This is a genomic window from Mesorhizobium sp. M0410 (assembly GCF_040321435.1).
GTDB lineage: Bacteria > Pseudomonadota > Alphaproteobacteria > Rhizobiales > Rhizobiaceae > Mesorhizobium.
In genome coordinates this window covers 210,640-234,511 of the sequence record NZ_JAMYRN010000003.1, presented here as the reverse complement: position 1 = coordinate 234,511, position 23,872 = coordinate 210,640, and the positions used below count along the sequence as shown (strand labels likewise).

18 protein-coding genes and 1 tRNA gene are annotated in these 23,872 nt (G+C 62.7%); 11 read left to right on the top strand and 8 right to left on the bottom strand.

Annotation, left to right across the window (positions count from 1 at the left end; all coding sequences use genetic code 11):
- Positions 1 to 49: 49 nt before the first annotated feature.
- The 3 genes from hemH to NKI63_RS05265 all read left to right on the top strand — a co-directional run bounded on the left by hemH (position 50) and on the right by NKI63_RS05265 (position 2,662).
- The gene (gene hemH, locus NKI63_RS05275; protein WP_352688034.1) at positions 50 to 1,114 is read left to right on the top strand and encodes a ferrochelatase; all 1,065 of its coding nucleotides are present in this window, start codon (positions 50 to 52) and stop codon (positions 1,112 to 1,114) included.
- 131 nt (positions 1,115 to 1,245) lie between these two features.
- Entirely contained in the window at positions 1,246 to 2,193 is a 948-nt protein-coding gene (locus NKI63_RS05270) for an SPFH domain-containing protein (RefSeq protein ID WP_352688032.1), read from the top strand.
- 4 nt (positions 2,194 to 2,197) lie between these two features.
- The gene (locus tag NKI63_RS05265; protein WP_352506338.1) at positions 2,198 to 2,662 is read left to right on the top strand and encodes an NfeD family protein; all 465 of its coding nucleotides are present in this window, start codon (positions 2,198 to 2,200) and stop codon (positions 2,660 to 2,662) included.
- 13 nt (positions 2,663 to 2,675) lie between these two features.
- Here NKI63_RS05265 and NKI63_RS05260 read toward each other — a convergent pair whose 3' ends face one another.
- Positions 2,676 to 3,677: a KpsF/GutQ family sugar-phosphate isomerase gene (locus NKI63_RS05260; RefSeq protein ID WP_254817072.1), complete on the bottom strand. Its 1,002-nt coding sequence runs from the start codon at positions 3,675 to 3,677 to the stop codon at positions 2,676 to 2,678.
- Positions 3,678 to 3,827: 150 nt separating this feature from the next.
- Between NKI63_RS05260 and NKI63_RS05255 the strand changes: the two genes are divergently transcribed.
- The gene (locus tag NKI63_RS05255) at positions 3,828 to 5,585 is read left to right on the top strand and encodes an outer membrane beta-barrel protein (protein ID WP_352506339.1); all 1,758 of its coding nucleotides are present in this window, start codon (positions 3,828 to 3,830) and stop codon (positions 5,583 to 5,585) included.
- Between the two features lie 131 nt (positions 5,586 to 5,716).
- On the opposite strand, the gene galU is transcribed toward NKI63_RS05255, so the two are convergent.
- Complete coding sequence (gene galU / locus NKI63_RS05250; RefSeq protein ID WP_352506340.1) at positions 5,717 to 6,622, bottom strand: UTP--glucose-1-phosphate uridylyltransferase GalU; 906 nt, start codon at positions 6,620 to 6,622, stop codon at positions 5,717 to 5,719.
- A gap of 207 nt (positions 6,623 to 6,829) precedes the next feature.
- Between galU and NKI63_RS05245 the strand changes: the two genes are divergently transcribed.
- Both NKI63_RS05245 and NKI63_RS05240 read left to right on the top strand, forming a co-directional pair.
- A complete protein-coding gene (locus NKI63_RS05245) occupies positions 6,830 to 8,056 on the top strand; it encodes a lytic murein transglycosylase (protein WP_254816924.1) in 1,227 nt (408 codons plus the stop codon).
- Positions 8,057 to 8,082: 26 nt separating this feature from the next.
- The gene (locus NKI63_RS05240) at positions 8,083 to 9,330 is read left to right on the top strand and encodes an SGNH/GDSL hydrolase family protein (protein WP_352688030.1); all 1,248 of its coding nucleotides are present in this window, start codon (positions 8,083 to 8,085) and stop codon (positions 9,328 to 9,330) included.
- A 36-nt stretch (positions 9,331 to 9,366) separates the two neighbouring features.
- Here NKI63_RS05240 and NKI63_RS05235 read toward each other — a convergent pair whose 3' ends face one another.
- Together NKI63_RS05235 and gltB are read right to left on the bottom strand one after the other, a co-directional pair.
- A complete protein-coding gene (locus NKI63_RS05235) occupies positions 9,367 to 10,821 on the bottom strand; it encodes a glutamate synthase subunit beta (protein ID WP_254816922.1) in 1,455 nt (484 codons plus the stop codon).
- Between the two features lie 143 nt (positions 10,822 to 10,964).
- Entirely contained in the window at positions 10,965 to 15,695 is a 4,731-nt protein-coding gene (gltB, locus tag NKI63_RS05230) for a glutamate synthase large subunit (RefSeq protein WP_352688028.1), read from the bottom strand.
- 477 nt (positions 15,696 to 16,172) lie between these two features.
- Between gltB and NKI63_RS05225 the strand changes: the two genes are divergently transcribed.
- Positions 16,173 to 17,225 carry a threonine aldolase family protein gene (locus NKI63_RS05225; RefSeq protein WP_352820653.1) on the top strand — a complete coding sequence of 351 codons (1,053 nt, stop codon included), beginning with the start codon at positions 16,173 to 16,175 and terminating at the stop codon, positions 17,223 to 17,225.
- 90 nt (positions 17,226 to 17,315) lie between these two features.
- Here the strand turns inward: NKI63_RS05225 and NKI63_RS05220 are convergent, their stop codons facing one another.
- Positions 17,316 to 17,780, bottom strand: coding sequence for an Hsp20 family protein (locus NKI63_RS05220; protein WP_352478207.1), 465 nt, complete (start codon positions 17,778 to 17,780; stop codon positions 17,316 to 17,318).
- A 470-nt stretch (positions 17,781 to 18,250) separates the two neighbouring features.
- Between NKI63_RS05220 and NKI63_RS05215 the strand changes: the two genes are divergently transcribed.
- Entirely contained in the window at positions 18,251 to 19,225 is a 975-nt protein-coding gene (locus NKI63_RS05215; protein WP_352688026.1) for an alpha/beta fold hydrolase, read from the top strand.
- A gap of 137 nt (positions 19,226 to 19,362) precedes the next feature.
- Positions 19,363 to 19,821 carry a styrene oxide isomerase gene (locus tag NKI63_RS05210; protein WP_352752554.1) on the top strand — a complete coding sequence of 153 codons (459 nt, stop codon included), beginning with the start codon at positions 19,363 to 19,365 and terminating at the stop codon, positions 19,819 to 19,821.
- 146 nt (positions 19,822 to 19,967) lie between these two features.
- Here NKI63_RS05210 and hisN read toward each other — a convergent pair whose 3' ends face one another.
- Both hisN and NKI63_RS05200 read right to left on the bottom strand, forming a co-directional pair.
- Positions 19,968 to 20,741 (bottom strand): histidinol-phosphatase, encoded by a 774-nt coding sequence (gene hisN, locus NKI63_RS05205; protein ID WP_352688022.1) that lies wholly within the window; start codon positions 20,739 to 20,741, stop codon positions 19,968 to 19,970.
- 326 nt (positions 20,742 to 21,067) lie between these two features.
- On the bottom strand, positions 21,068 to 22,009 hold the full coding sequence (locus NKI63_RS05200) for an N-formylglutamate amidohydrolase (RefSeq protein WP_254816915.1): 942 nt from the start codon (positions 22,007 to 22,009) through the stop codon (positions 21,068 to 21,070).
- A gap of 153 nt (positions 22,010 to 22,162) precedes the next feature.
- Here NKI63_RS05200 and cpdR point away from each other — a divergent pair, with 153 nt between their 5' ends.
- Positions 22,163 to 22,525, top strand: a complete 363-nt coding sequence (gene cpdR / locus NKI63_RS05195) for a cell cycle two-component system response regulator CpdR (RefSeq protein WP_006199474.1) — start codon at positions 22,163 to 22,165, stop codon at positions 22,523 to 22,525.
- 103 nt (positions 22,526 to 22,628) lie between these two features.
- Positions 22,629 to 22,703: transfer RNA gene (locus tag NKI63_RS05190), tRNA-Val, on the top strand.
- Between the two features lie 91 nt (positions 22,704 to 22,794).
- Here NKI63_RS05190 and fcl read toward each other — a convergent pair.
- Positions 22,795 to 23,757: a GDP-L-fucose synthase gene (fcl, locus tag NKI63_RS05185; RefSeq protein ID WP_352752556.1), complete on the bottom strand. Its 963-nt coding sequence runs from the start codon at positions 23,755 to 23,757 to the stop codon at positions 22,795 to 22,797.
- Between the last annotated feature and the right edge of the window lie 115 nt (positions 23,758 to 23,872).

The window sequence follows — 23,872 nt, the reverse complement described above, 5'->3', positions numbered from 1 at the left end:
ATCGCTAATTTCGCCGCGGCACCGTTGGTTCGCGGTGTTGGAGAACCTCATGACGCTTGCCAACCCTGCTGAAATCAAAGCCGAGAAGACCGCCGCCTCGCCGTCGGCAGGGCGCCCTCCGGTCAGGACCGGCAAGGTCGGTGTCATGCTGATCAATCTCGGCACCCCCGACGGCACCGGCTTCAAGCCGATGTGGCGCTACCTCCGGGAGTTTCTGTCCGATCCACGCGTCATCGAGCTAAACAAGGCGATCTGGTATCCGATCCTCTACGGCGTGGTCCTCACCACCCGGCCGAAGAAGTCGGGCGCCAACTATGCCAGGATATGGAACCGGGAGCGCAACGAGTCGCCGCTGCGCACCTACACCCGCGCCCAGGCCGAGAAGCTCGGGCTCGCGCTCGGCGACCTACCCAATGTCGTTGTCGACTGGGCGATGCGCTACGGCAACCCTTCGACCGCGAGCGTGGCCGAGAGACTGGTCGAGCAAGGCTGCGACCGCATCCTGTCTTTCCCGCTCTATCCGCAATATTCGGCGACGACGACTGCGACTGCCAACGACCAGCTGTTTCGCGCGCTAATGAAGATGCGCCGCGCCCCGGCCATTCGCAGCGTGCCGCCCTATTACAACGAGCCGGCCTATATCGAGGCGCTCGCCCGTTCGATCGAAAAGCATCTGGCGAGCCTCGACTTCGAACCGGAAATTGTCATCGCTTCCTATCACGGCATTCCGAAACCCTATTCCGACAAGGGCGATCCCTACCAAGCCCATTGCCTCGAGACGACGCGGCTGCTGCGCGAAAAGCTCGGCTGGGATGAAAAGAAGCTGATCACCACCTTTCAGTCGCGCTTCGGCGCGCAGGAATGGCTGCAGCCCTACACCGACAAGACGGTCGAAAGACTAGGGCGCGAAGGCGTGAAATCGATCGCCATCGTCAACCCGGGCTTTTCCGTCGACTGCATCGAGACGCTGGACGAGATCGGCAGGGAAGCGGCCGAGACCTTCCACCATGCCGGCGGTGAAAAGTTCACACACATCCCTTGCCTCAACGACAGTGCCGAGGGCATGGCGGTGATCGAGGCAATGGTACGGCGCGAGCTGTCCGGCTGGGCCTGAACAGATCACCCGTCTATTCACCGGCAATCCATAATCACCTGATTGTAACGTTGCTGAAACACACTTAAGTGTTTGATCAAGCCGGCCGCGTGGAACTGTCCGGCATGGCCGGCCTTTGAGGGGAGAGCCAAATGGGTTTCAGTGGTTTCGATATCGCGCTTCTTGTTCTTGTCGCCCTTGTCGTGCTGGTGCTTTTCAAAGGCATCCGGACAATTCCGCAAGGCTATAATTATACCGTCGAACGCTTCGGCCGTTACACCAAGACATTGAGCCCGGGCCTCAACCTCATCGTGCCCTTCGTCGATCGTATCGGCGCCAAGATGAACATGATGGAGCAGGTGCTCGACGTCCCGACGCAGGAGATCATCACGCGCGACAACGCCACCGTTGCCGTCGACGGCGTCGCCTTTTATCAGGTGCTCAACGCGGCGCAGGCCGCCTACCAGGTCGCCGGCCTGCAGAACGCTATCCTCAATTTGACGATGACCAACATCCGCACCGTCATGGGCTCGATGGACCTCGACGAGCTGTTGTCGAACCGGGACGCCATCAACGAGCGCCTGCTGCGCGTCGTCGACGAGGCCGCGCATCCCTGGGGCATCAAGATCACCCGTGTCGAGATCAAGGACATCAACCCGCCGGCCAATCTCGTCGAATCGATGGGCCGCCAGATGATGGCCGAGCGCAATAAGCGCGCCCAGATCCTCGCCGCCGAGGGCCTCAAGCAGTCGCAGATTCTGGAGGCCGAGGGGCGCAAGGAAGCCGCCTTCCGCGACGCCGAGGCGCGCGAGCGATCGGCCGAGGCTGAAGCACGCGCCACGCAGGTGGTGTCGGAGGCGATTTCCAAGGGTGACGTGCAGGCGCTCAACTACTTCGTCGCGCTGAAATACACGGAAGCGCTGACCAGGATCGGCTCCGCGACAAACAGTAAACTCGTGCTGATGCCGATAGAGGCTTCCTCACTGATCGGCACGCTTGGCGGCATTGGCGAAATCGCCAGGGAAGTTTTCAAGGGCGAAGGCACCGCCGGTCCAGCACGACAGGCCCGCCCGCCCGTGGTTCGTCCCAGCGAGACCTGAGGCCATGTTCGACCGCATTGTTTCCGAACTCGGCCCGTGGAGCTGGATGGTCCTCGGCCTCATCCTGCTGGTGATGGAGGTCATCGCGCCCGGCATTTTCATGCTGTGGATCGGCATTGCCGCGCTGTTGATCGGCGTCGTCTCGCTGCTCATCTGGGACGCCGGTTTCTGGACCTGGCAGGTCCAGGTCGTCGCCTTCCTCGTGCTGTCGCTGGTCTCGGCTTATGTCGGCAAGCGGCTGGTGGGCGGACGCCACGATGAGACCGACCAGCCTCTGCTCAACCGCCGCGGCGCACAGATGGTCGGCCGGACGGCGACCCTTGCCGAGCCGATCAAGAATGGGCGCGGCCGCATCAAGCTGGGCGACACGTTGTGGCGTGTCTCCGGCCCCGACCTCCCGGCCGGCACGCAGGTGCGCGTGACGGGTGCCGCTGATACCGATCTGGAACTGACGGTCGAGGCGGTCTAGAAAACTCGCCAGACTAGGCAGCACCGATACGCAGCAGGTCGTGCAGATGGACGAGCCCGATCGGCCGCCTGCCTTCGACCACCATCAGGCTGGTAATGGCCGAGTCGTTGATCGTCTGCAGCGCCGTCGCCACCAGCGTGTCGGGCGCGGCCATTTTTGGCTCTCTGGTCATCACCTGATCGACGCTCATGGCCAAGAGATCGCTGCCGATATGGCGCCTGATGTCGCCATCGGTGATGATGCCGATCAGCTTGCCGTCCGCCGCAGTCACCGCCACGCAGCCAAACCCCTTGCGCGACAATTCGAGGATTGCCTCGCGCATGCCGGTGCCGGACGACACCAGCGGCAGCCTGTCACCGACATGCATGATCTCGCGGATCTGAGTCAGGTTGGCTCCGAGCTGGCCGCCGGGATGGAACGTGCGGAAATGGTCCGGGGTGAAGCCGCGTGCCTCGAGCAGCGCGATGGCCAGCGCATCGCCCATCACCATTTGCAGCAGCGTCGAGGTCGTCGGCGCAAGGCCGTGCGGGCAGGCTTCCGGTGCTCGCGGCAGCAGAAGCACCACGTCGGCCGCACGCGCCAGCGCCGATTTTTCGCCCGCGGTGACCGCGACCAGCGGGATCGAGAAGCGCCTCGAATAGGCGATGATGCCCTTGAGCTCGAGGCTTTCCCCCGACCACGACAGGGCGATGATGGCGTCGTTCCTGGCGATCATGCCGAGGTCGCCGTGATTGGCTTCGGCAGGGTGAACGAAGAAGGCCGGCGTGCCGGTCGAGGCGAGCGTTGCGGCAATCTTCGAGCCGATATGGCCGCTTTTGCCGACCCCGGTGACGATGACGCGGCCATCGATCTGCGACACCATGTCGACGGCCCGTGCGAACGGCTCGGCCAGCCCGTTTTCGAGCGCGTCGGCCAATGCCGCGACGCCGGCCTGCTCTGTCGCCACCGTTCTCAGCGCCGAGGCAATCGCGGCCTGCCCGTCGTGCCGCTTCCTGTCTGGGGATTTCACGTCCATGGACGATGCGATTAGCGCTTCGGCACGCGCCTGTCCAACGGAATTGCCGCTCCGAACACCCTGACGGGCCATCCCTCAACGCTCCGTTAACCATCCCCATTTACGGTTTCGTAAGTATGGCGCGCGTGCGCCGCGCAAGCAGTGGTGCCGATGTCCGGGTTTCAGCCTCAAAACAAAATGGGACGAAAGGGCAAGGCGGTTCGCGCATTGCTGCTGGCAACCACTGTCTTTGCGTTGTCGCGTCCGACACTGCTTTGCGCCCAGGAAACCGAGCTGCGCGGCGAGGTTTCGGATTCGCCAAACCTGGACGACCAGCAGTACAAGATCAGGCAAACGAGCATGGCTGGAACCCAAGCCGCCCAGGCGGCTGCAACCCCCAACGACAATACGCCGCTGCCTACCTATCGTCCGACCAGCCAGGGGGCGTTGCCTGACGACGGCACGGGCGAAGCGGCCGCAACCGGCGGCACTTTCGATCCGCCGGCGGCCAGCGGCGACCCATTTCCCGACAACCCAGCTCCGCCGCCGCGACGGCGGCCAAGCGCGACGCGCGCCGCCAACGCCGCCAACGCCGAAGCCGAGACCACGGACAGCCATACGAGCAAGAGAACCGCGACTGCAGCGACGACCAAGGACACCGATACCGCCGCCATAGACGAGCAGGATACGGCTAACCGCCGTGCGGTGACCATCGATTCCGCCGAAAGGCTCAGGCTCGACCCCGGCGCCGAGCGCACCGAAGCCATCGAAGGCCAGAACAAAAAGAACGAGGACGACCCGTTCGCCGCCACCGGCATCAAGCTCGGCTCGTTCGTGATCCGGCCGACGCTCGAGCAAGGCCTGACGTCTTCGACAAACGCCGATTCGAGCAGCCTCGGCAAGCCGGCCCTGCTGTCGGAAACGACGCTGCGCTTCAACGCCGTCTCCGATTGGCAGGAGAATTCAGCGACGGTTGAGGGCTATGGCATCTTCCGCGAAACCTTGTCCGGCTATGACATTCACGAGGCGCAAGGCCACGTCGACGGCACACTCAACATCGATCTCGACAATGATCTGCGCGCCATCGCCAAGCTGGGCTATGAGGCCGTGCCCGAATCGGCCTCGGCGCCGGACGCAGTCGTCGGCGCCGTTGGCCAGCCGGTGCGCCAGACAGTGAACGGCAGTCTCGCCGTCGAGAAGGATGCCGGCAAGATGCGCTTCGCGCTGACCGGCGCGGTCGAGCACGACATCTTTGGCGACGCTAAGCTTTCGTCGGGCGGATCACTGTCGCAGAAGGGCCGCGACTCGACGCTCTACACGGCCATTTTGCGCACTGGTTACGAGATCTCGCCTGCCATCACGCCGTTCACCGAAATCGAGATCGGCCGGCGCGCTTATGATTTGCGCGTCGATCCAAACGGCTTCCAGCGCTCCTCGACCAGGCTTGGCGCACGGGCCGGCGTCGAGCTCGATCTCCGCGAGAAGCTTACCGGCGAGTTCTCGGTCGGATGGCTGCGCGAAGCCATCGACGACGACGCCCTGCCGGCGATTTCGGGCGCGACGGTCAATGCCGATCTCAAATGGTCGCCGGAACGCGGCACCACGATCGGGCTCACCGCACAGACGACCGCCGAGAACACGACGAATGCGGGCGAAAGCGGCTCCATGCTCTATTCCGGCAGCCTCACGGGCGAGCGGCAGATCCGCGCCAACCTGACCGGAAATGCCGCTCTCGGCCTTGAATGGCGCGACTATACCGGCTCCGACGATCATGATTTGACGCTGAGCGCCGAGGCAGGGCTGACGTGGTGGCTGAACCGCTACACCGGGCTAACCACCCGCGCCAGGACTGAAAAACTGACCAGCAACCTGGTTGGGCGCGACTACACGGCCAATAGCATTTTCGTTGGCGTGAAGTTGCAGCGCTAAATGCATGTCGCGCAAAGGTGTGCAGCGGTTTTGCGATAACGACTGGCATAAAACAAGAGCCTAAGCGCGTCGCATGAGGCCGATCGAACGCGGCGCGCTTTCGCCGACCAGCGCGGCAACCGGTGCTGACACTATAAGGCTAGGCCGCGGCGCTCTGACGGCGCGAGTTCGTCGAGAAGTGTGCGAATGACACCGGCCATGCTTGCATTCATGTCGCTGCGCCACAGCGCGAAGGCAACGTTGGCCTCGACGAAGCCTTCGGGCGAGCCGCAGTCGAACGTGCGCCCGCGATAATGATAGCCGTAGAAGGGCTGTTGTTTCTGCAGTTTCAGCATTGCATCGGTGAGCTGGATCTCGTTGCCGGCGCCTTTTTCCTGGCCTTCGAGTATCTTGAATATCTCAGGCTGCAGGATGTAGCGTCCGTTGATGTAGAGGTTCGACGGCGCCGTGCCGGTCTTCGGCTTTTCCACCATGCCGGTGATGCGGAAACCGTGATGTGCGTCATCGCCGCGGCCGACAATGCCGTATTTGTGCGCCTCGGCCGGATCGCATTCCTGCACGGCGACGATGTTGTTGCCGGTCTCGGCGTAAAGCTCGACCATATCCTTCATGCAGCTTTTTTCCGACTGCATGATCATGTCGGGTAACAGCAGCGCAAAGGGCTCGTCGCCGACAAGCTCGCGCGCGCACCAGACGGCGTGACCAAGGCCGAGTGGTACCTGCTGGCGGGTGAAGCTGGTCTGCCCCGGCGCCGGCTGCAGCCGCTGCAGGCGGGCGAGCTGGTCGTCCTTGCCGCGCTGCGCAAGCGTGTCGTAGAGCTCGAACTGGACATCGAAGTGATCCTCGATGACCGCCTTGTTGCGGCCGGTCACGAAGATGAAATGCTCGATCCCGGCATCGCGCGCCTCATCGACCACATACTGGATGACCGGCCTGTCGACGACCGTCAGCATTTCCTTGGGAATGGCCTTGGTAGCAGGGAGAAAGCGCGTGCCGAGACCGGCAACCGGGAACACTGCCTTGCGAACTCTCTTCATGTGCCAATTATCCATTTGCATGCCTGTTCGGCAATCCCGATTCGAGACATTTTCATGCCGAAATCGAGGATTACTGAACGGTGGGTCATAAATCTCAGCTGGTAAAGCATTGACGCATCTTTTCACCCCGCACGGCACCTATGGTAAACCAAATGCTAACCGGGTTCGGCGATGAATAGTCTTCCTGAGATGAAGAAGGAGGAAAAGATGTCCGTTCGCAACGCCGCAAGGCGCTTCACCAGCGTCCTGACGGCCGCCAGCCTCTCGCTTGCTTTGCTCATGCCCAGCGGGCCGGCTTTTGCCGATGCCGGCTTCCGCCAATGGGTCGCCAGCTTCCGTGCTACCGCCGTGGCGAGCGGCGTTTCCGGCTCCGTCTACGACCAGGCATTCAAGGGCATCAACGATGCTGACCCGGTGGTGCTGGAAAAGGCTCGTACTCAGCCCGAATTCACCGCACCCGCCTGGGATTATTTCGACAACCGCGTCCATGACCAGTCGGTCGCCGTCGGCCAGCAAATGGCAAGGAAATGGAAGCCTTGGCTGGACAGGATCGAGGCAAGATACGGCGTCGACCGCTACATCCTGCTGGCCATCTGGTCGATGGAATCGAACTACGGCGAAACCCTCAAGCGCGATGATATCATGCGCAATGTCGTGCGCTCGCTGGCGACGCTTGGTTATGCGGACCCCAAGCGAGCGAAATTTGCCCGCACCCAGCTGATCGCGGCGCTGAAGATCCTGCAAACCGGCGACATCGACGAAAGCCATCTCAGCGGCTCATGGGCCGGCGCGATGGGCCATACCCAGTTCATCCCTACCAGCTACCTGTCCTATGCGGTCGATATGGACGGCAACGGCAAGCGCGACATCTGGAATTCTATTCCCGACGCACTGGCGACAGCCGCCAATTTGCTGCGGAAGAACGGCTGGCAGGCAGGCAAGACCTGGGGCTATGAAGTCAGCCTTCCGGACGGCAAGAAGCTGCCCGGAGGCTCGAAGTCGCTGTCGCAATGGCAGGCGCTGGGCGTCACCCGTGCCAACGGCAAGCCGTTCAAGAACGGTGCCGACAAGGCGACGTTGAAGCTGCCCGGCGGCCGCGGCGGGCCGGCTTTCCTGATGATCACGAATTTCTCGGTCATCAAGCGTTACAACAATGCTGACAAATATGCGCTCGCCGTGGGCCTTCTTGCCGACGAAATCGCCGGCTATGGCGGGCTTGTGCAGGACTGGAAGCGACCGTTTACCAAGCTCTCCTTCGAGGAAAGGCAGGAGCTTCAGAAGCGACTTTCCGAGCACGGCTTTTACGACGGCAAGTTCGACGGCAAGATCGGTGACGGATCGAAAACCGCCATCATGGCCTTCCAGGCAAAGGCCGGCTTGACCCAGGACGGGTATCCTAGCAAGGAAGTGCTCAAATGGCTCAGGCAGAACTAGAGCCGGTTACGGGATGGAGAGGGTGATTGGTTTCGGCTGCGCGCATCCGGTTAATTGTTCGTCGCGTGCCGATTCTGGTTCTGGCGATCGCCGTTCTGGCAGTCGGCGCCGCCAGTGCCTTTCATACCTCGGCCATGGCGCAGGAGCCGGAAAGTCGTGGCTGGTCGCTGCGCGACCTGTTGTTTCCGCGCAGAAGCGAGCGGTTTGAGCAGCCGCCGCCCGAATTCCAGAGAGAATTCCAGAGAACAAAGCCTAGGCCCAAGCTGAGAAAGCCCCGGTCAGTTCGCCGGCCGCCGCCGGCCGAGCCGACAACCCCAGTGGCCGAGAAGGCGCCGGATGCACGCGTCGTTCTGGTGGTCGGCGATTTCATGGCGTCTGGGCTGGCTGAGGGGCTCGACGCCGCCTTTGCCGAAAACACCGGCGTCAGGATCGTCGTCCGTGCCAACGGATCGTCCGGCTTCGTGCGTGACGATGTCTACAACTGGCCAGAACAGGTCAAGTCGCTGATCGCTGCCGAAAAACCGGCAGCCGTCGTCGTCATGCTCGGATCCAACGACCGGCAGCAGATGCGCGTCGGCGATGTGCGCGAGCAGCCGCGATCCGAGAACTGGACCAAGGAATACGAGCGCCGGACCGATGCGTTCGGCAAGGCCATCGCCGCAACCAAGGTGCCGTATTTGTGGGTTGGCATGCCGGCCTTCCGGGTCTCGAAAATGACCTCCGACATGCTGGCCTTCAACGATATCTTCCGCTCGTCCGCCGAAAGCCACGGCGGCGAATTCGTCGACGTCTGGGACGGGTTTGTCGACGAGAACGGCGCCTTCATCACCAGCGGACCGGACATCAACGGCCAATCGGTGCGCCTGCGCTCCGACGACGGCATCAACATGTCGAAGGCCGGCAAGCGCAAGCTCGCCTTCTATACCGAAAAGCCGCTGATGAAGATCCTGGGGCTGGCCGCGCCGGGAAGCGTGGTGACGGCTTCTGCCCCGGCCGGCGCTCCCGTCGAGGCGCCGGCACCTGCTGCCGCGCCGATAGCTGTCGATCGCACCGTGCCGATGCTGCTCAGCGATCCGGCGCTGGACGGCGGTTCGGAACTTCTCGGCGCCGCCCCGCCGGCAAAAGCTGACAAGAATTTGCCGGGGGAAAGGCTGATCGTCGAGGGCAAGGCGCCCGACGCCTCACCGGGCCGCGCTGACGATTTCTCCTGGCCGCCCAAGACACAGCCTGCGACGGCGGCCGCATCCGATACGACGACGGCGATCCGGCAGTAAAGCTGGCGCCTCTTTCTGTAGAGTTTCGGAACGGGCTCAGCGCGGCAGCACGCTCGATCCCATCAGCGCCTCGTCGATTGCACGCGCCGCCTGGCGGCCCTCGCGGATCGCCCAGACGACCAGCGACTGGCCGCGCCGCACGTCGCCCGCCGCATAGAGCTTTTCGACGCTGGTCCTGTAGTCCCGGTCATTGGCCTCGACATTCTTCGAGCGGCGGCTGTCGGTGACGATCTTCATCTGCCCGTCGAGTTCCGAGACCGGCCCGCGAGCGGCTGGCCCGGCAAAGCCGATGGCGATGAAAGCGAGATCGGCGCGGATGACGAATTCCGTGCCCGCGATCGGCTTGCGCTTTTCGTCGACTTCGCAGCATTTTACCCCGGTCAGCTGGCCGTCTTCGCCAATGAATTCAAGCGTCGCCACCTGGAATTCGCGCTCGGCGCCTTCGGCCTGCGAGGACGACGTGCGCATCTTGGTCGCCCAGTAGGGCCAGACCGACAGCTTGTCCTCCTTTTCCGGCGGCTGCGGCCGGATGTCGAGCTGGGTGACGCGCACCGCGCCCTGGCGGAAGGCGGTACCGACGCAGTCGGAGGCAGTGTCGCCGCCGCCGACGACGACGACGTGCTGGCCGCCGGCGACGATCGGGCGCGACGGCCATGCCACCGACTGGATCGGCTCGCCGCCGATACGCTTGTTCTGCTGAACCAGATACGGCATCGCGTCGTGCACGCCGTCGAGATCGTCGCCAGGGATGTTGGCCGGACGCGGTGTTTCGGAACCGCCGCAATAGAGGACCGCGTCATATTCGGCGAGCAGTTCGGCTACCGGCTTGTCGACGCCGACATTGACGCCACAATGGAAGCTGACACCTTCGCCCTGCATCTGCTCGATGCGCCGGTCGATATAATGCTTCTCGATCTTGAAGTCGGGGATACCGTAGCGCATCAGCCCGCCCGGCCGGCTCTCGCGCTCATAGACGTGAACGTCATGGCCGGCGCGGCCGAGTTGCTGGGCAGCCGCCATTCCCGCCGGCCCCGAGCCGATGATCGCGACGCGCTTGCCGGTCTTCCGTTCCGGCGGATAGGGCCGGATATGGCCGGTTTCATAGGCTTTGTCGGCAATCGCCTGCTCGATCGTCTTTATGGCGACCGGAATATCCTCGAGGTTCAGCGTGCAGGCTTCCTCGCAAGGTGCGGGGCAGATGCGGCCGGTAAACTCCGGAAAATTGTTGGTCGAATGCAGGTTGCGGATCGCGTTTTCCCAGTCGCCATTGTAGACGAGGTCGTTCCAGTCGGGGATCTGGTTGTGGATCGGGCAGCCGGTCGGTCCATGGCAATACGGAATGCCGCAATCCATGCAGCGCGCAGCCTGTTTCTCGACCTCCTTGTCCGACATCGGCAGCGTGAACTCACGGAAATGCCGGATGCGGTCGGAAGCCGGCTGGTACTTGTGCACCTGCCGGTCGATCTCGAGAAACCCTGTTACCTTGCCCATAGTCCAGTCCCTGCTGTCCGGAAGGTACGCCTGGCGACGCACCCGTTAACCTCATAAGGCAGCCGTGGCAACCTTCAGTCCGAGGTCAGGATTGTTGATGAAGATGGTTGCCAGGACGCATGGGCCCCCGGCAATTTCCAAATCTATTCCGCCGCCACGTTCATGCGCATCCGCTCCATCTCGATCAGCGCGCGGCGGTATTCGACCGGCATGATCTTCCGGAATTTCGGCCGGAAAGTCGCCCAATCGTCGAGGATTTCGCGACCTCGTACCGAGCCCGTGTAGTGGACGTGGTTGGAGATCAGCTGGTAGAGCCGCTCCTCGTCGTGGCTGGTCATATCGCCCGATACGTCGACACGGCCCTTATGGTCGAGATCGCCGCCATGGTGGAGCAGCTTTTCCATCAGGTCGTCCTCTTCCGGAACCGGCTCCAGCTCGACCATCGCCATGTTGCAGCGTTCGGCGAAATCGCCCGCCTCGTCGAGCACATAGGCGACGCCGCCCGACATGCCGGCGGCGAAGTTGCGGCCGGTCTGGCCGATGACGACGACGATACCGCCGGTCATGTATTCGCAACCGTGGTCGCCGACGCCTTCAACGACCGCGGCGACACCCGAATTGCGCACAGCAAAACGCTCTCCGGCAACGCCGCAGAAATAGGCCTGGCCCTCGGTTGCGCCGTAGAGCACGGTATTGCCGACAATAATGGACTCGGCAGCAACGATTTTCGTGTTCTCCGGCGGGCGGATGACGATGCGGCCGCCCGACAGACCCTTGCCGACATAGTCATTGGCAGCGCCCACCAGTTCGAACGAAATCCCGCGCGCCAGAAAGGCCCCAAAGGATTGGCCGGCCGTGCCGGTGAGCTTCACCGAGATCGTGTCCTCGCGCAGGCCCTTGTGCTTGAAGCGCTTTGCCACCTCGCCCGACAGCATGGCGCCGGTCGAACGGTCGACGTTGCGGATCGGCAGTTCGATGCCGACCGGCTGCCTGGCTTCAAGCGCCGGCTTTGCCAGTTCGATCAGCTTGCGATCGAGCACGTCGTCGATCGGATGCTTCTGCCGCTCGGTCCAGTGCACCGCCTCGTGTGGCGCATCGGGCTTGTAGAACATCTTGCTGAAGTCGAGTCCGCGCGCCTTCCAGTGCTGGATCAGCTCGCGCTTTTCCAGAAGGTCGGTGTCGCCGATGATCTGGTCGAGATGGGTGTAGCCCATCTCGGCAAGCAGCGCCCGCACCTCTTCCGCCACATAGAAGAAGAAGTTGATGACGTGCTCGGGCGTGCCCTTGAAGCGCTTGCGCAGCACCGGGTCCTGCGTCGCGACGCCGACCGGGCAGGTGTTGAGATGGCACTTGCGCATCATGATGCAGCCGGCCGCGATCAGTGGCGCGGTCGAGAAGCCGAACTCGTCGGCGCCGAGCAGCGCGCCGATGATGACGTCACGCCCTGTGCGCAGGCCGCCATCGACCTGCAGCGCGACGCGCGACCTGAGGCCGTTGAGCACCAGCGTCTGGTGCGTCTCGGCAAGGCCCATCTCCCACGGGCTGCCGGCATGCTTGAGCGAGGTCAGCGGCGAAGCGCCGGTGCCGCCGTCATAGCCTGATATGGTGATGTGGTCGGCACGCGCCTTGGCGACGCCGGCCGCAACCGTGCCGACGCCGACTTCCGAGACCAGCTTGACCGATACGTCGGCCGCCGGATTGACGTTCTTCAGGTCGTAGATGAGCTGCGCCAGATCCTCGATCGAATAGATGTCATGATGCGGCGGCGGCGAGATCAGGCCGACGCCCGGCGTCGAATGCCTGACCTTGGCTATGGTTGCGTCGACCTTGTGGCCCGGCAGCTGGCCGCCCTCGCCGGGCTTTGCCCCTTGCGCGACCTTGATCTGCATCATGTCGGAATTGACCAGATATTCGGCAGTGACGCCAAAGCGTCCCGAAGCGACCTGCTTGATCGCCGAGCGTTCGGGGTTCTTGCCGCCGCCCGGCAGTGGCAGATAGCGGTCGGCCTCTTCGCCGCCCTCGCCGGTATTCGACTTGCCGCCGATGGCGTTCATGGCGCGCGCCAGCGTCGTGTGCGCTTCCCTGGAGATCGAGCCGAAGGACATCGCCCCGGTCGAGAAGCGCTTGACGATATCGGCCGCCGGCATCACCTCGTCGAGTTCGACCTTCTTGCGCCCGGTCTCTTGCGCAAGCTTGATCTTGAACATGCCGCGAATGGTCTGCGCCTGCGCCGTCTCGCTGTCGATCTGGGCGGAATAGTCCTTGAACGTCTCCCACGAGCCCTGGCGCACAGCGTGCTGCAAGGTCGCCACTGCGTCGGGCGACCAGATATGGGCCTCGCCGCGCATGCGGAACATGTATTCGCCGCCGACCTCGAGGCTGTTGCGCAGCACCGGGTCGTTGCCGAAGCCGTCGGTGTGACGGCTGACCGTTTCGGCGGCGATCTCGTCCAGCCCGACGCCTTCGATCAGCGTCGCCGTACCGGTGAAGTACTTGTGCACGAACTCCGACTTCAGCCCAATGGCATCGAAGATCTGCGCGCCGCAATAGGACTGATAAGTCGAGATGCCCATCTTGGACATCACCTTCAGGATGCCCTTGCCGATCGACTTGATGTAGCGGGAGACGACCTCGTAGGCATCGACCTCCGCTGGCAATTCGCCACGCTTGTGCATGTCGAGCAGCGTGTCGAAAGCGAGATAGGGATTGATCGCCTCGGCGCCGTAGCCGGCGAGACAGCAGAAATGATGCACCTCGCGCGGCTCGCCGGATTCCACGACGAGCCCGACCGAGGTGCGCAATCCCTTGCGGATCAAATGATGATGCACGGCCGCCGTTGCCAGCAGCGCCGGAATGGCGATGCGGTCCGGGCCGAGCTGACGGTCCGACAGTATGATGATGTTGTAGCCGCCGGCGACCGCCGCCTCGGCGCGCTCGCATAGCCGGTCTATAGCGCCCTGCATGCCGGCCGCGCCTTCATTCGAAGCATAGGTGATGTCGATCGTCTTGGTGTCGAAACGGTCCTCGGTGTGACCGATGGAGCGGATCTTTTCGAGATCGCCATTGGTCAGGATTGGCTGGCGCACTTCGAGCCGCTTGCGGCGCGAATTGCCGACCAGGTCGAAGATGTTGGGCCGCGGCCCGATGAAGGACACCAGGCTCATCACCAGTTCCTCGCGGATCGGGTCGATCGGCGGGTTGGTGACCTGGGCGAAATTCTGCTTGAAATAGGTGTAGAGCAGCTTCGATCTGTCCGACATCGCCGAAATCGGCGTGTCGGTGCCCATCGAGCCGACTGCTTCCTGGCCGGTGGTCGCCATCGGCGACATCAGCAGCTTGGTGTCTTCCTGGGTGTAGCCGAACGCCTGCTGGCGGTCGAGCAGGCTGACGTCCCTGCGCAGGGCGCGCGGCTCGACCGGCTTCAAATCTTCGAGGATGAGCTGGGTGTTGGCGAGCCAGCTCTTGTAGGGGTGCCTGGTCGCGATCTCCGACTTGATCTCCTCGTCGGAAACGATGCGGCCCTTGTCCAGGTCGATCAGCAGCATGCGGCCGGGCTGCAGCCGCCACTTCTTGACGATCCTTTCCTCCGGCACCGGCAGCACGCCGGCTTCCGAGGCCATGATGACGCGGTCGTCATCGGTAACGATGTAGCGCGCCGGCCGCAGCCCGTTGCGGTCGAGCGTGGCACCGATCTGGCGGCCGTCGGTGAAGGCAACCGCCGCCGGCCCGTCCCACGGCTCCATCAGGGCTGCGTGATACTCATAGAAGGCTTTGCGGTCCTGACCCATCAGCTTGTTGCCGGCCCAGGCTTCCGGGATCAGCATCATCATGGCGTGGGCGAGCGAATAGCCGCCCTGCGTCAGGAATTCGAGCGCATTGTCGAAGCAGGCGGTGTCCGACTGCCCTTCGTAGGAGATCGGCCACAGTTTCGAGATGTCGTTGCCGAACAGTTCGGAATCGACCGAAGCTTGGCGCGCCGCCATCCAGTTGACGTTGCCGCGCAACGTGTTGATCTCGCCATTGTGGGCGACCATGCGGTAGGGATGCGCCAGCTTCCACGACGGGAACGTGTTGGTCGAGAAGCGCTGGTGGACCAGGATCAGCGCCGTCTCGAAACGCGGGTCGGTGAGGTCCTTGTAGTAGGCTCCGACCTGATAGGCCAGGAACATGCCCTTGTAGACGATGGTCCGCGACGACATCGAGACGACATAGAAGCCGTTGTCGACGCCTTTGGTCTCCTCGTGGATACGTCCGGAAATGACCTTGCGCAGGATGTAGAGCCGCCGCTCGTAATCGTCGTCGTTCTCGATCTCGGCGCCGCGGCCCAGGAACACCTGCCGGTGCACCGGCTCGGAAGCGGCGATGTCGGGCGCCTTGGACAGCGACGAATTGTCGACCGGCACGTCGCGAAAGCCGAGCAGCGGCTGGCCCTCGAGTTGCGCCACCTCGGCGATGATGCCTTCGATATGCGCCTGCAGCTCCGGGTCGCGCGGCATGAACACCTGGCCGACGGCATAGTGGCCGGGCTTCGGCAGTTCGACCCCTTGCTTGGCCATCTCCTCACGGAAGAAGCGGTCCGGCAGTTGCACCAGCACGCCGGCGCCGTCGCCCATCAGCGGATCGGCGCCGACCGCGCCGCGATGCGTCAGGTTTTCGAGCACGGCAAGGCCGTCCTCGACGATCTGGTGCGACTTCACGCCCTTCATGTTGACGATGAAGCCGACGCCGCAGGCATCATGCTCGTTGCGCGGATCGTAGAGGCCGCGCGCGGCATAGCCGGTGTTGGTTCGCCAAATATTGGTCAGAGACGGATTTTTGACGGCTGCCGCTTTCGTCTGCGCGGCCTTCGTCGCAGATGGCGTCATGTCCGTCATCGTCCTGTCCTCCGTTCCGTCCCCTTCGGGCGCTGGTTTCCGTCGGGAAGCGCGTGGCTCCCCTTTCAATCTTGCGGCACGTCTTGCGAAATTCTTGCCGACCGTGCGGCTTTCCGCATCGTTCGCATATGGTATTCGTACAGGCCAGAGCCAGGCTGTCTAGCTGTCGCTCGCGGCAATGGCCGCAGAGGCGCAATCATAATGCCAATGCGGGCAGTTTTGTGCGACAAAATAAGACAGCACTACTGTCCTAAATTTTTATGACAGAAATTTTGGATGCACACAAGACCGATTCACAAAATTCTTGAAGCTTTCGCGACAGAAAATTGCGCGGAACGCGGTATCAGCGTAACCTTTCGTCGCTGCATGTACGCTCATGCGTTTCGCTGGCTTTAGCGGATTTTCGGTGTCTGCCCCTTGCGGCCGGCATGCGAAAGCGGCCAAGCTCGCCCCGATTTCCCCAGCATAGGCAGACGCATGATTCTCGCTTCCGACAATTGGGCAGGCGCCCATCCCCGTATCGCTGCCGGCCTCTCGGCCCATGCCGAGGGCTTCTCCACCGCTTATGGCGACGGCGTCCTCGACAAGGCAGTTTACCAGCGCTTCAATGAGATCTTCGAATGCGAAGTCGCGGTGTTTTTCGTCGCCACCGGCACCGCTGCCAATTCGCTGTCGCTGACTACCTATAACAAGCCAGGCGGCATTTCCTTCTGCCATCGCGAATCGCACGTCATCGAGGACGAATGCGGTGCACCGGAATATTTCACCGGCGGTTCGCGGCTTTATACAGTCGAAGGCGCGCTCGGCAAAATCGATGCCGGCAATCTGGAACGGGCGGTGGACCGTTTCGCACCCGAAAACGTCCATTCCGGGCGGCCGGTTGCCGTTTCGATCACTCAGTCGACCGAGGTCGGAACCGTCTACACGCTGAACGAAATCGCCAGGATTTCGGCGATCGCAAAGCAGCATGGACTGCCGCTGCACATGGACGGGGCCCGCTTTGCCAATGCGCTCGTCGCGCTGGAAACGACGCCGGCCGAAATGACCTGGAAGCACGGTATCGACATCCTCTCCTTCGGCGGCACCAAGAATGGCTGTTGGTGCGCCGAGGCGATCGTGCTGTTCGACCTCGAGCGAGCCAAGGAATTGGCCTTTTTGCGCAAGCGCGCGGCCCAGCTGTTCTCGAAATCGCGTTTCATCGCCGCGCAATTCGATGCTTATTTCAGGGGTGGGCTATGGCTCGATACGGCACGGCACGCCAATGCGATGGCGGCACGGCTTGCCGCGGCGATAGAAGATTCCCCTTCCGCCCGGCTGGCCTGGCTGCCGCAGGCGAACGAGGTCTTCGCGGTCATGAAAAAGGCCGAGGCCGAAAGCATGCAAGCGGCAGGCGCGGCCTTCCACGACTGGCACAGGCCGCTCGGCTACGACGGCCACATCGGCGAGGACGAAGCGCTCTACCGCTTCGTCACCAGCTTCGCGACCACGCCCGACGAGGTCGACCGTTTCGGCTACCTGCTCGCCGGATAGCAAGCCTTACCCAGCAAAAAGAGCGGCGCATTGCTGCACCGCCCTTTCTTCCCGGGGAGTTGGCGTCCCCGGAGAACGTAGCTGCCTGGCTTAGGCGGCAGTCTTGGCCTCGATCTGCTTGGCCTTGGCCGGAGCCGAGGTGATCGCGATCTTGCGCGGCTTCAGCTCTTCGGGGATGTTGCGCTTGAGGTCGACGGAGAGCAGCCCGTTCTTCAGCGCGGCGCCGACAACCTCGACGTGATCGGCAAGCTGGAAGCGGCGCTCGAAGGCTCGGCTGGCGATACCGCGATAGAGCAGTTCGGAGCCTTCGCCATTGCCTTCCTCCTTGCGCTCACCCTTGACGGTCAGCACATTGCGGTGAGCTTCGATCGAAATCTCATCTTCCGAGAAGCCGGCCACAGCCATCGAGATGCGATAGGCATCCTCGCCCGTGCGCTCGATGTTGTAAGGCGGATACGTCTGGCCTTCCGGCTGCGCAAGCGAATCGAGCATGGTGAACAGCCGGTCGAAACCGACGGTCGAACGGTAGAGCGGGGAAAAATCAACGTGACGCATGATGTGTTCTCCTGTTGAGCAACAAGGTTGCGTATGGCCGGTGCGAAACCCGTAACAGCGTTCCGGATGGGCCAGCGGCCCCGACATTGGCGACCGCATGACAAATTTGGGAAGCGGACGACGGCATTTCAAGATTTTCCCGCGTCCAAACAGGACCGGTCCCGGCCGACGTCCCGATGCCGATGAACGGCAGATGAACCGTGGCTTCGGCGAGCGTTCAGCCAAGCGGCATTAAAACTGTTCTCGAGATAACGAACAGGTCGCGAAAAAGGCGACACGACGAGGCCGAACCGGGTGCAACGTCCCTTCCTCCCGGGTCGACAGAGGCCGGGAGTACGCCCAAGGCTGCTTCCGGCCTTATTTCTTCGCTGCCTGTCGAGCTCCCCGGCGTCCCGAATTCCTTTGCTTTTGGCGCATGGGCGTTTATGCCTGACTTGCGCCCGTCGGCCCCGACACCAGCCAAACACCGTATGACCGATCTTTTCCACCAGACCCCCGTCTTCCATGAAACTCCGGGCAATCCGCTGCCGGAAAACGCAGCCGGTGGCTTCTTCACCACGCGCGACGGCAAGAAGATCCGCTATGGGCTGTTTGCCGCGGTTGCCCGCCCCATGAAGGGCACCGTCGTCGTCCTGACCGGCCGCAACGAGTGCATCGAGAAGTATTTCGAGACCATTCGCAACCTTGCCGACCGGGGCTTTGGCGTGGCAACCCTCGACTGGCGCGGCCAGGGCGCTTCCGACCGGATGATCGGCAACCGACAGCGCGGCTACGTCCAGAGCTTCTTCGACTACACCGGCGATCTGGAGCAGTTCTTCGAAGAGATCGTGCTGCCCGATTGCCGAGGACCCTACTACATACTGGCCCATTCGGCTGGCGCGGTGATTGCGCTGCTCGCCGCGCCCTCGATGGCGAACCGCGTGCGCCGCATGGTGCTGATCGCACCGTTCTTCACAGTGCCCGACCTGCCGGTTTCGGTAATAACCGTTCGCCGCATCTGTTCGCTGTTCTGCCTTCTCGGCCTCGGCCGGCTCTATGCCGCATGGGGGCCGCGGCCGAAGGAATCGGTGCCCTTCGCCATGAACAAGCTGACCAGCGACCCGGCGCGCTATCGGCGCAACACGCTGATCTACGAAACCTATCCGCAGCTGGCGCTCGGCGGACCGACGATCCGCTGGCTGAAGGCGGCCACGGAGGCATCCTTGATCGTCAGCGACCCGGATTTCATGGCCAAGATCCAGGTGCCCTTGCTGATGATCGCCGCCGGCGCCGACCAAGTTGTCTCGACCAGGGCAGTCGAAGCCTATGCGAGACGTCTGCGCGTCGGCTCGCTAGTGATGATCGACGGCGCCCGCCATGAGATCCTCCAGGAAGCCGACCTCTATCGCGAGCAGTTGCTTGCGGCATTCGATGCCTTCATCCCCGGAACCGGCGACGCTGTTTGACCGCTTCGCGGCGCCCGCCAACAAAGCCCGCACGGGTCGCTTGTCCGGCGCAGCGTGCCCCCTTATTCCCGTTCAGGCATCGAGCGCTAGCTTGCTGCCAAAGAGGTTGGAGGCCATTCGCCGGGAGAAAAACGACCATGAACGCATCAAACACGCTGTCACGTCAGGGGCATCGGCTACTGCAGATTGGCGTCGCGCTGCTGCTGTTTTCGTCATTCCAAGGGTTTGCAATACCGTATCTCGCCGCACCGCGGCTCGGACTGTCCGCGCACACGCTCAGCGCCCTGGAGGGCGTTCTCTTGCTGGCGCTAGGCCTCACATGGTCTAGGCTCAATCTCGGCGCGGCGACGTCGCGGATTGCATTCTGGCTGCTGATCTATTCGGCTTTGGCGATCCTGGCCGCCTACGTGATCGCCAGCGCCTGGGCGGCCGGCAACGAGACTATGCCGTTAGCGGCCGGAGCCTTCCACGGAAGCGCCTTTCAGGAAGCTGTGATCAAAGGTGTGGCGTATTCGTCCGCGCCGACCGGCCTTATCTCTTTCGCGCTCATTTTGTGGGGCCTGCGTCTCTCGGACGCTTGGCCTGCCGATAGCTAATGCATGTCGAAGGTGCGCAGCGGTTGTACGATAACGACATACAAAAAATGCGAGCGCGCCCCCATTCAACGCGCGACGCACTTTGGAACCGTACCGCGGTTTCCGTCGGATTTGCGCAAAACCAGACGCGCGGGTGCACCGGATGCCTAGCCGCGCAGCGCCGCCATCGCCGCCGCGTGCAGTTCCGGTGTCGCCGCCGCCAGGATGTCGCCGCCCTTTTCCGCCGGTCCGCCCTCGAAAGTGGTGACGACGCCGCCTGCCTTCTCGATGATCGGGATCAGTGCGACGATGTCGTAGGGTTTCAATCCGGGATCGGCGACGATATCGACGCTGCCCGCGGCCACCATGGCGAAGGCATAGCAGTCGGTGCCGTAACGGGCGAGCTGGACCTGCTTCTCGAATACGTCATAGCGCAGGCGCGCGTCTCCCTTGAACAGCGCCGGCGTGGTAGTGAACAGCGTCGCCTCGGCGAGATTCGTCGTCTTGCGCGTCGCGAGTTTTCGCGGGCCACCCGGACCTTCATAATGCGAGCCGGAGGCATTGGCGTAGAACAGCTCGCCGGTGAAGGGCTGCGACATCATGCCGGCGACGGCATCGCCGTCGACCGTCAGCCCGACCAGTGTTCCCCATACCGGCAGGCCGGAGATGAAGGCGCGTGTTCCATCGATCGGATCGATCACCCAGACATGCCGGCTGGAGATGTTTTCGCTGCCATGCTCCTCGCCGAGGATGCCGTGATCGGGGTATTGCGCGTTGATCAGCGCCCGGATGGCCCGCTCGGCCTCGCGGTCGGCCTCGGTGACGGGGTCGAAGCTGCCGCGCTCCTTGTTGGTGACCGCGCCCTGATTGCGGAAGCGCGGCAAGGTCTCGGCTGCGGCGGCATGCGCAACGCGCCGCATGAACTCGATGCTGACGTCCAACTGATTCTCCCGCTCCAGCATGTTTGAGATGCCCGTTAGCCCTCGGTTTTATGCCGAAACAAGGGCGTTCGGAGCCTTTCGCTGGACGCTAACTGTTGCTCGAATGCAACGCAATCATCGTGGAAATGCAATTTCCACTTCACAGTGAATTAAAAAACCCGGAACGCGCCTTGACATTTGTGCAGCGCACAATACGTTTGTTCTCGGACAGGGTTCCTGTCCATGCCCTCCTTGGGCGTTTCCTCCCTAGACTTCGACCGTGTCGTGCAAACGATGCGGTCTTTTTTTGTGCCGCCGCATGAGCGGCGAGTGCCGCGATTCCGGCGCTATTCTGCGGCCAGAGGCAGATCCATGAAATTGTGATCGGGCATCGCCATCAGTTCGGCTGAAAACCGCGCCAGATCGTCCGCCAGGGCGTCGAAACCAGATGATCTCTGGAACGTCCGCTCATTCATGTAGAGCCCCCGATTGACCTCGATCTGCAGCGCATGCAGATGGCGCACTGGGCGGCCATAGTGCTCCGTGATGAAGCCTCCGGCATAGGGCTTGTTGTGGGCGACGCTGTAGCCCATGCCGGTGAGCAGGCCGATCGCGGTTTCGGTCAACGCCGCCGCGGCCGAGATGCCGAAACGGTCGCCGACGATGAAATCCGGCCGCAATCCGCTGTCGCCGACCCTTATGCTTGCCGGCATCGAGTGGCAGTCAATCAGCACGGCATAGCCGAAGCGCGCATGGGTTCTGGTCAAGAGCCGTTTCAGCGTCTCGTGATAGGGCTTGTAGACCGCTTCGATGCGCGCCACGGCTTCCGCCAGCGGCAAGCGGCCGGAATAGATGTCGAGCCCCTCGCCTACAAGCTTGGGCACGGTGCCGAGTCCGCCGGCCACCCGCGCTGAGCGGATGTTGCAGAATGACGGCACCGGTTCGGCGAACATGCGCGGGTCGAGTTCCCACGGCTCCCGGTTGACGTCGAGATAGGCACGCGGGAAGTTTGCCGCCAGCATCGGCGCCCCTAGCGCGACGGCACCGCCGAACAATTCCTCGACATAGCAGTCCTCGGAGCGACGGATCGCGTTGCGGTCCAGCTTGGCCATCGCCATGAACCGGTCCGGATAGTAGCGGCCGCTATGCGGCGAGTTGAAGAGGAAGGGAACGCGCTGTTCGGCGCCCGATCGGATTTCGAAGGGTGGAACGACCGAAAAATCCTCGGCTGCCGTTTTCAATTTGAACGAACCCGGGAATACCAATGCATCATGATAGGAAAGTGCCACCTCGCCGCTCGCATGTCCAGCCGCCGAAGCGCCAGCCAAATCAGGATTGTGCGCCCAACGTTCACTTGATGTTTACCGTCACCTCCTCATATACAGCATGGTTAACGGGCTTGCCGCACGGCATTGTCGGTTGGGTGATTCGGACGGGACAAGATGGCACGCATTCTGCTGGCGGAAGACGACGACGACATGCGCCGGTTCCTCGTCAAGGCGCTGGAGCGCGCCGGTTATCAGGTCAGCGATTTCGACAATGGCGCCAGTGCCTATGAGCGGCTGCGCGAGGAGCCTTTTTCGCTGCTTTTGACCGACATCGTCATGCCCGAGATGGATGGCATCGAGCTCGCCCGTCGCGCCACCGAGATCGATCCTGACCTCAAGGTGATGTTCATCACCGGCTTCGCCGCCGTCGCCCTGAACCCTGACTCCAAGGCGCCGAAAGACGCCAAGGTGCTATCGAAGCCGTTCCACCTGCGCGACCTCGTCAACGAAGTCGAAAAGATGCTGCAGGCCGCCTGACGCGCTTTTGTCGCGTCTTGACCGACGCCGCAAGCCAGCCATTCTTTCCCCTTTCCCGCTATTGACGTGCCGAACCAAAAATGGTGTATGCGCGGCTTCGGATGGGCGTGTAGCTCAGCGGGAGAGCACTGCATTGACATTGCAGGGGTCACAGGTTCAATCCCTGTCACGCCCACCATCCAGACAATCCCTCGATTGGCCGTCGGTATTTTCATCGGCTGTCGTTCTCAGCCTCATCCAATCCTGATGCCGAGCTCGCCAATTCAGCTTCAGGCCGCGCCGAGGCGGAGATCGCCGGTCTCGACGTGCTGGAGAAACCACGAATAGGTCTGTTCCAATCCGCTGCGCAGCGAGTAGCGCGGGCGCCAGCCGGTGGCGAACAGACGCGATACGTCCATCAGCTTGCGCGGCGTGCCGTCCGGCTTCGTCGCATCGAATGTTATTGCGGCATCGGCGCCGGCGACCGACACGATGGTGCGGGCAAGGTCGGCAATGGTGATGTCTTCCCCCGAGCCGACATTGATGTGGCTGTCGCCCGAATAATTCTTCAGCAGCCAGACCAGCGCGTCAGCGGCGTCGTCGACATGCAGGAATTCACGCATAGGCGTGCCTGATCCCCACACCTCCAGGCTCTTGCGCCCGGCGCGCTTGGCCTCGTGCGCCTTGCGCATCAGAGCGGGCACGACATGGCTGGAATTGAGGTCGAAATTGTCGCCCGGACCGTAGAGATTGGTCGGCATCGCCGAGATGTAGTCGACGCCGTACTGGCGCCGATAGGCCTGACACAGTTTCAGCCCGGCGATCTTGGCGATCGCATACCATTCGTTGGTGGGCTCGAGCGGCCCGGTCAGCAAGGCGTCCTCGGAGATCGGCTGCGCCGCGAATTTGGGATAGATGCAGGATGAACCGAGAAACAGCAGCTTCTGCACCTCGTTGCGGAAGGCGCTGTCGATGACATTGTTCTGCATGACGAGATTGTCCTGCAGAAAATCGACCGGAAGCCTGTTGTTGGCCAGGATACCGCCAACCTTGGCCGCCGCCATCACCACTGCATCCGGCTTGCGGTCGGCCATCCAGTGCCGCACGCCGGACTGGTCGAGAAGATCGAGCTCGGCGCGCGAGGCGGTCAGGAGCTCGCAATCCTCGTCGGCCAATCGGCGCAGGATGGCCGAGCCGACCATGCCGCGATGTCCGGCCACGAAAACGCGCTTGCCCTGAAGGTCGAAGGTCATCAGCTTACCCCAATGCAGAACGGCAGCTATGCCAGTTGGCCGGCGGAGCGCCGGATCGGCTTCTCTGTTGCCGGACGCATACCGCATACAGATTTGCCCAGACAAGGCAAATCGC

What these genes read in the sequence shown, in the direction of transcription:
- hemH (WP_352688034.1), top strand. Translation starts at nt 50, where the DNA reads ATGACGCTTGCCAACCCTGCTGAAATCAAAGCCGAGAAGACCGCCGCC.
- NKI63_RS05265 (WP_352506338.1), top strand. Translation starts at nt 2,198, where the DNA reads ATGTTCGACCGCATTGTTTCCGAACTCGGCCCGTGGAGCTGGATGGTC.
- NKI63_RS05260 (WP_254817072.1), bottom strand. Translation starts at nt 3,677, where the DNA reads ATGGACGTGAAATCCCCAGACAGGAAGCGGCACGACGGGCAGGCCGCG.
- NKI63_RS05235 (WP_254816922.1), bottom strand. Translation starts at nt 10,821, where the DNA reads ATGGGCAAGGTAACAGGGTTTCTCGAGATCGACCGGCAGGTGCACAAG.
- gltB (WP_352688028.1), bottom strand. Translation starts at nt 15,695, where the DNA reads ATGACGGACATGACGCCATCTGCGACGAAGGCCGCGCAGACGAAAGCG.
- NKI63_RS05270 (WP_352688032.1), top strand. Translation starts at nt 1,246, where the DNA reads ATGGGTTTCAGTGGTTTCGATATCGCGCTTCTTGTTCTTGTCGCCCTT.
- NKI63_RS05255 (WP_352506339.1), top strand. Translation starts at nt 3,828, where the DNA reads ATGTCCGGGTTTCAGCCTCAAAACAAAATGGGACGAAAGGGCAAGGCG.
- galU (WP_352506340.1), bottom strand. Translation starts at nt 6,622, where the DNA reads ATGAAGAGAGTTCGCAAGGCAGTGTTCCCGGTTGCCGGTCTCGGCACG.
- NKI63_RS05225 (WP_352820653.1), top strand. Translation starts at nt 16,173, where the DNA reads ATGATTCTCGCTTCCGACAATTGGGCAGGCGCCCATCCCCGTATCGCT.
- NKI63_RS05220 (WP_352478207.1), bottom strand. Translation starts at nt 17,780, where the DNA reads ATGCGTCACGTTGATTTTTCCCCGCTCTACCGTTCGACCGTCGGTTTC.
- NKI63_RS05245 (WP_254816924.1), top strand. Translation starts at nt 6,830, where the DNA reads ATGTCCGTTCGCAACGCCGCAAGGCGCTTCACCAGCGTCCTGACGGCC.
- NKI63_RS05215 (WP_352688026.1), top strand. Translation starts at nt 18,251, where the DNA reads ATGACCGATCTTTTCCACCAGACCCCCGTCTTCCATGAAACTCCGGGC.
- fcl (WP_352752556.1), bottom strand. Translation starts at nt 23,757, where the DNA reads ATGACCTTCGACCTTCAGGGCAAGCGCGTTTTCGTGGCCGGACATCGC.
- NKI63_RS05210 (WP_352752554.1), top strand. Translation starts at nt 19,363, where the DNA reads ATGAACGCATCAAACACGCTGTCACGTCAGGGGCATCGGCTACTGCAG.
- cpdR (WP_006199474.1), top strand. Translation starts at nt 22,163, where the DNA reads ATGGCACGCATTCTGCTGGCGGAAGACGACGACGACATGCGCCGGTTC.